This is a genomic window from Streptomyces luteolus (genome assembly GCF_029968015.1).
GTDB classification, from domain to species: Bacteria; Actinomycetota; Actinomycetes; order Streptomycetales; family Streptomycetaceae; genus Streptomyces; species Streptomyces luteolus.
Map to the genome: position 1 here is coordinate 78,195 of NZ_JASCIS010000035.1, position 6,768 is coordinate 84,962.

Sequence of the window (6,768 nt, forward strand, 5' to 3'; positions counted from 1 at the left end):
CCCGCATGTCAGGGTCCGTCCCGCAGCGCGGCAGAAGCGGAATCACAGCTACCCACAGGCCGGGCGAGGGCTTCCGGCCGTAGGCCGTAACATCGAGGAATGAGCACGCGGATCGCCTTCCTCAAGGGCCACGGCACCGAGAACGACTTCGTGATCGTGCCCGACCCGGACAACGCCGTCGAGCTGCCCGCCACGGCGGTCGCCGCGCTGTGCGACCGGCGCGCGGGCATCGGCGGGGACGGCCTGCTGCACGTCGTGCGCTCCGCCGCCCACCCCGAGGCCCGGCACATGGCGGACGAGGCCGAGTGGTTCATGGACTACCGCAACGCCGACGGCTCCATCGCCGAGATGTGCGGCAACGGCGTCCGCGTCTTCGCCCGCTATCTCCAGCGCGCCGGTCACATCGAGGCCGGTGACCTCGCCATCGCCACCCGCGGCGGCGTGAAGAAGGCGCACATCGCCAAGCCCGACGACCAGGGCGAGGCCGCCGTCACCGTCTCCATGGGCCGCGCCGAGCTCCCCGCCGAGCAGGCCACGGTCACGGTCGGCGAGCGCAGCTGGCCCGCCCTGAACGTGAACATGGGCAACCCGCACGCCGTCGCCTTCGTGGACGACCTGGCCCACGCGGGCACGCTCTTCGACGCCCCGCCCACGAGCCCGGCCACGGTCTACCCGGACGGGGTGAACGTGGAGTTCGTGGTCGACCGGGGCCCCGGCCACGTGGCGATGCGGGTGCACGAGCGCGGATCCGGCGAGACCCGCTCCTGCGGCACCGGCGCCTGCGCGGTCGCCGTGGCCGCCGCCCGCCGGGACGGCCGGAGCCCGTCCGACACCGGCGAGCCCGCGACGTACAGAGTGGATCTGCCCGGTGGCACCCTCGTGATCACCGAGCGGACCGACGGAGGGATCGAGATGACCGGACCAGCGGTGATCGTGGCCGAGGGCGAGATCACTCCCGAGTGGATCGAAACCCGAATTGCGTGAGCGTTCGCTCGAATGGGTGATCCGTTTCACGCTGAGCGAGAGCGGGTGAGCGGCGCGTGATGGGCTCGATAGCATCAAGCACCGGCAACGGGGGGACCCGCCGCCCCGCCCCCGACCGCCGGCCGAGCTGCCGGAGGTTCCCATGAGTGCGGACGGATCGAGGACTGCGGCGCGAACCGCCCCGGACGGCGGCGAGGCCGTGCACGAGCACGTCACCGCGACGCCGCCCACGCCCGCCCCGGCGGCCCCCGCACCCCCCTCGAGCCCCCGCAGACGCGGTCGCGCCCGCATCGATCTGCGCCGCATCGGCCTGGCCGCGCTCCTCGGCTCGACCTCCCGCGGCCGCCTCCCGGACGCGATCGGCCATGTGGCCGAAGCCCACCGCGCCCACCACCCCGAGGCCGACCTCGAACCGCTGCGCCGCGCCTATCTCCTCGCCGAGTCCTCGCACCGCGGCCAGATGCGCAAGAGCGGCGAGCCCTACATCACGCACCCCCTCGCCGTCACCCTGATCCTCGCCGAACTCGGCGCCGAGACAACGACGTTGACGGCCTCGCTGCTCCACGACACGGTCGAGGACACCGAGGTGACACTCGATCAGGTACGCGAGGAGTTCGGCGAAGAGGTCTGCTTCATCGTCGACGGCGTCACCAAACTGGAGAAGGTGGACTACGGCGCGGCGGCCGAGCCCGAGACCTTCCGCAAAATGCTCGTCGCCACCGGCAACGACGTCCGCGTGATGTCCATCAAGCTCGCCGACCGCCTGCACAACATGCGCACGCTCGGCGTGATGCGCCCCGAGAAACAGGCCCGCATCGCCAAGGTCACCCGGGACGTCCTCATCCCGCTCGCCGAACGCCTCGGTGTCCAGGCCCTGAAGTCGGAGCTGGAGGACCTGGTCTTCGCGATCCTCCACCCCGAGGAGTACGCACAGACCCGCACCCTCATCACCGAGAACGCCGCGGCCGGCAACCCGCTCGGCGAGTTCGCCGAGGAGTTCCGCGCCGTGCTCCGCGAGGCCGGCATCGCCGCCGAAGTCCACATCAGGCCACGGCACTTCGTCTCCGTGCACCGCTCCCGGATCAAACGCGGCGAGCTGCGCGGAGCCGACTTCGGCCGCCTCCTGGTCCTCGTCAACGAGGACGCGGACTGCTACGGCGTCCTGGGCGAACTGCACACCTGCTTCACGCCAGTGATCTCCGAGTTCAAGGACTTCATCGCCACCCCGAAGTTCAACCTCTACCAATCGCTGCACACAGCGGTCACCCGTCAGGACGGCGAGGTCGCCGAAGTCCTCATCCGCACCCACCAGATGCACAAGGTCGCCGAGGCCGGAGTCGTCGCCCTCGGCAATCCCTACGACGCCGGTTCGGACGAGGACAGCGGCGAGGGCGAGCGCGTCGATCCCACCCGCCCCGGCTGGCTCTCCCGCCTCCTCGACTGGCAGCGCTCCGCCCCCGACCCGGACACCTTCTGGAGCTCGCTGCGCGAAGAGCTCGCCCAGGACCGCGAGATCACCGTCTACCGCACCGGCGGCGGCACGCTGAACCTCCCCGCGGGCGCCAGCTGCGTCGACGCCGCCTACGCGCAGTACGGCGAGGAGGCCCACGCCTGCATCGGCGCCCGGGTCAACGGCCGCCTGGTGACGCTCAGCACGGTCCTGCGGGACGGCGACACCGTGCATGTGCTGCTCGCCCCACCGGAGACCGGCTCGGGCCCCGACGCGGAGTGGCTCGACCACACGCGTACGCCCGCCGCCCGCATCGCCATCGGGCGCTGGCTCAGCTCGCACCCCGAAGGCCCGGTCGTCGCGGCCGCGGCCCCCCGGCCCCAGCTGACCGTCGAGGCGATGCGGCCCACCGCGGCCAACGCCGTCGTCGACCTGCCGAACGCCACGGTCCGCCTCGCCGGCTGCTGCACCCCGGTCCCGCCTGACGCCGTCACCGGCTTCACCGTGCGCGGCGGCGCCGTCACCGTGCACCGCGTGGAGTGTCCGGCGGTCGAGCGGATGTCGGCCTCCGGGCGCGCACCGGTCGCGGTGCACTGGGCGCAGCTGGACGAGGGCGCCGAGTGCCGGGTCACGCTGATCGCCGAGTCCTTCGGCCGCCCGCACCTCCTCGCCGACCTCACCGAGGCCATCGCCCTGGAGGGCGCCGCCATCATCTCGGCCACGGTCGAGCCCCCGGTCGAGGGCCGCGTCCGGCACTCGTACACGCTCCAACTCCCCGACGCCGCCCAGCTCCCCGGCCTGATGCGGGCGATGCGCAAGGTGCCGGGGGTGTACGACGTGGGGCGCGGCAAGGAGCCCGCGGCGGCCACTCCTTGAGCGAGGCGGCGGCCACAGCCTGAGCACGGCGGCGCGTCGGCCGATGGCGGAACACCTCGTTCGGGTGGGCCGGTCGCGCGTCGGCACGGCAACCAAGGCCCGTGCTGATAGCGGTGGTTCATGTTGCTCTCGCGCCGCATCAGGGCCGCACTCCTCGCCACCGCCAGCTCCGCCGTGTCCGTCTCGCTGCTCGCAGCGAGCGCGCCCTCGCCGGTCGCCCCGCGCGGCATCGGCGACCGCCTCTTCCCGCACCTCGGCAACCCCGGGTACGACGTCACCGCGTACGACATCTCGCTCCACTACCGGGGCGACAACAGCAAGCCGTTGGACGCCGTCACCGTCGTGGAGGCGCGCGCCACGGACCACCTGCAGCAGATCAACCTCGACTTCACCCAGGGCAAGGTCCGCTCCGTGGAGGTCAACGGGGCCCGCGCGCCGTTCGCGAGCACCGGCGAGGACCTCGTCGTCACGCCCGCCCGGCCGGTCTTCCGGGGCAGCCCGCTGCGGATCACGGTGCGGCACACCAGCGACCCGGCGGGCAAGGCAGACGGCGGCTGGGTGCGTACGGGCGACGGGCTCGCCATGGCCAACCAGGCCGACGCCGCCCACCGGGTCTTCCCCGGCAACGACCACCCCTCCGACAAGGCGTACTTCACCTTCCGTATCACCGCGCCCAAGCAGCTGACCGCCGTCGCCAACGGACTGCCGACCGGCCGCCGCGCGGGCGCGAAGAGCACCACGTGGACGTACCGCACCCACCACCCCATGGCCACCGAGCTCGCCCAGGTCAGCATCGGCCGCTCCGCCGTCCTGCACCGCGAGGGCCCGCACGGGCTGCCCGTCCGGGACGTCGTGCCGAGCAAGGACCGCAAGAAGCTCGAACCGTGGCTCAAGAAGACGCCGGGCCAGATCGCCTGGATGGAGAAGAAGGTCGGCCGCTACCCCTTCGCGACGTACGGCGTCCTCGCCGCCGACGCCACCACCGGCTTCGCCCTGGAGACCCAGACCCTGTCGCTGTTCGAGCGCCGGCTCTTCATGCAGCCCGATTACCCGAGCTGGTACGTCGACTCGATCATGGTCCATGAGCTGGCCCACCAGTGGTTCGGCAACAGCGTCACCCCCCGCACCTGGTCCGACCTGTGGCTGAACGAGGGGCACGCGACCTGGTACGAGGCCCTCTACGCGGAGGAGCACGCCAAGCAGCCCCTGCGCAAGCGGATGAAGAAGGCCTACAGCCTCTCCGACGGCTGGCGCGCCGCCGGCGGCCCGCCCGCCGCGCCCAAGGCCCCCGAACCCGGCCAGAAGACCAGCCTGTTCCGCCCGGTCGTCTACGACGGCAGCGCCCTCGTCCTGTACGCGCTGCGCCAGGAGATCGGCCACACGGCCTTCGAGCGCCTGGAGCGCGCCTGGGTCCGGCGGCATGTGGACTCCACCGCGACCACGGCGGACTTCACCCACCTCGCCTCGGGCATCGCGGGCCGCGACCTGAGCGCCTTCTTCAAGGCCTGGCTGTACGGGAAGAAGACGCCGCCCATGCCCGGTCACCCCGACTGGAAGTCCGGCACCGCGAAGGCCAAGGCCAAGGCCAAGGCCAAGGGCAAGCCCGGAACGCGTACGGCCACCCCCGGGCACTCCCACGGCGCCCCGGGGCACTCCCACGGTCACGCCGGATGAGCCGAGCCCTGCCCCGGCCCGAGCGACAGCCCGAGCCCGAGCCCGAACCCGAGCCCGAACCGGACCGTTCGTACGCACCGAATAATTCGGGTGCCGAGACGGGGCGTATCGTGAGACCATCGACAGGTCGACGGCGCGGCAGGCCGGGAATCTCCGGGGCCGGGCGCACGTTGACCGATACGAGGACCGCCCTTGTCGGGTGGCTCCCCCTTCCCAACGACGTAAGGATCCAATGACCTCCTCTTCTTCCCCTTCCCAGGACGCGCAGGACCGCCAGAGCCAGAGCACCGCGCAGAACCTCCCCGAAGGACTTCGGGCCGATGCCCTGATGGAAGAGGACGTCGCCTGGAGCCACGAGGTCGACGGAGCGCGGGACGGCGACCAGCTGGACCGCTCCGAGCGCGCGGCTCTGCGCCGTGTGGCGGGCCTCTCCACCGAGCTCGAGGACGTCACCGAGGTCGAGTACCGACAGCTCCGCCTGGAGCGGGTCGTGCTCGTCGGCGTGTGGACCTCGGGCACCGTGGACGACGCGGAGAACTCCCTCGCGGAGCTCGCCGCCCTCGCGGAGACGGCGGGCGCGCTCGTGCTCGACGGCGTCATTCAGCGCCGGGACAAGCCCGACCCCGCGACGTACATCGGCTCGGGCAAGGCCCAGGAGCTGCGTGACGTCGTCCTCGAGACCGGAGCCGACACCGTCGTCTGTGACGGTGAGCTCAGCCCCGGCCAGCTCATCCACCTCGAGGATGTCGTCAAGGTCAAGGTGGTGGACCGCACCGCCCTGATCCTCGACATCTTCGCCCAGCACGCCAAGTCCCGAGAGGGCAAGGCGCAGGTGGCCCTCGCGCAGATGCAGTACATGCTGCCGAGGCTCCGCGGCTGGGGTCAGTCGCTCTCCCGGCAGATGGGCGGCGGCGGCGGTGGCGGCATGGCCACCCGTGGTCCCGGTGAGACCAAGATCGAGACCGACCGGCGTCGGATCCGCGAGAAGATGGCGAAGATGCGCCGGGAGATCGCGGCGATGAAGACCGGCCGCGACATCAAGCGCCAGGAGCGGCGCAGGAACAAGGTGCCTTCGGTCGCCATCGCCGGGTACACCAACGCCGGAAAGTCCTCGCTGCTCAACCGCCTGACGGGCGCGGGCGTCCTGGTGGAGAACGCACTGTTCGCCACCCTTGACCCCACCGTCCGCCGCGCGGAGACCCCGAGCGGGCGGCTCTACACCCTGGCCGACACGGTCGGGTTCGTGCGCCACCTGCCGCACCACCTGGTCGAGGCGTTCCGCTCCACGATGGAGGAGGTCGGCGACTCCGACCTGATCCTGCACGTGGTGGACGGCTCGCACCCCGTGCCGGAGGAGCAGCTGGCCGCCGTGCGCGAGGTGATCAGGGACGTCGGCGCGACGGACGTCCCCGAGATCGTCGTGGTCAACAAGGCGGACGCGGCCGACCCGTTGGTGCTGCAGCGCCTGCTGCGCGCCGAGCGGCACGCGATCGTGGTCTCGGCCCGCACGGGCGACGGCATCGAGAAGCTGCTCGCGCTCATCGACGCCGAACTGCCCCGCCCCGAGATCCAGATCGAGGCGCTGCTTCCGTACACGCAGGGCGGGCTCGTCGCTCGCGCGCACGCCGAGGGCGAGGTGATCTCCGAGGAGCACCTCCCGGAGGGCACGCTGCTCAAGGCGCGGGTGCACGGCGAACTCGCCGCGGACCTGGCCCGGTTCGTCCCCGCGGAGCACTGAGCAACACCGCGAAGCAGTACGTACGAAGGCCCGCCCCCCTCCAGCC

General features: G+C 72.0%; 4 protein-coding genes. All 4 read left to right on the top strand.

Features of this window, described 5'->3' with window-relative positions:
* Positions 1-99 precede the first annotated feature (99 nt).
* Positions 100-984: a diaminopimelate epimerase gene (gene dapF, locus QIT00_RS28125; protein WP_282538217.1), complete on the top strand. Its 885-nt coding sequence runs from the start codon at positions 100-102 to the stop codon at positions 982-984.
* Positions 985-1,126: 142 nt separating this feature from the next.
* Positions 1,127-3,310, top strand: coding sequence for a RelA/SpoT family protein (locus tag QIT00_RS28130; protein WP_282538218.1), 2,184 nt, complete (start codon positions 1,127-1,129; stop codon positions 3,308-3,310).
* 120 nt (positions 3,311-3,430) lie between these two features.
* Positions 3,431-4,984, top strand: coding sequence for a M1 family metallopeptidase (locus QIT00_RS28135; protein ID WP_282538219.1), 1,554 nt, complete (start codon positions 3,431-3,433; stop codon positions 4,982-4,984).
* Positions 4,985-5,216: 232 nt separating this feature from the next.
* Positions 5,217-6,722: a GTPase HflX gene (hflX, locus tag QIT00_RS28140; protein ID WP_282538220.1), complete on the top strand. Its 1,506-nt coding sequence runs from the start codon at positions 5,217-5,219 to the stop codon at positions 6,720-6,722.
* Positions 6,723-6,768 lie beyond the last annotated feature (46 nt).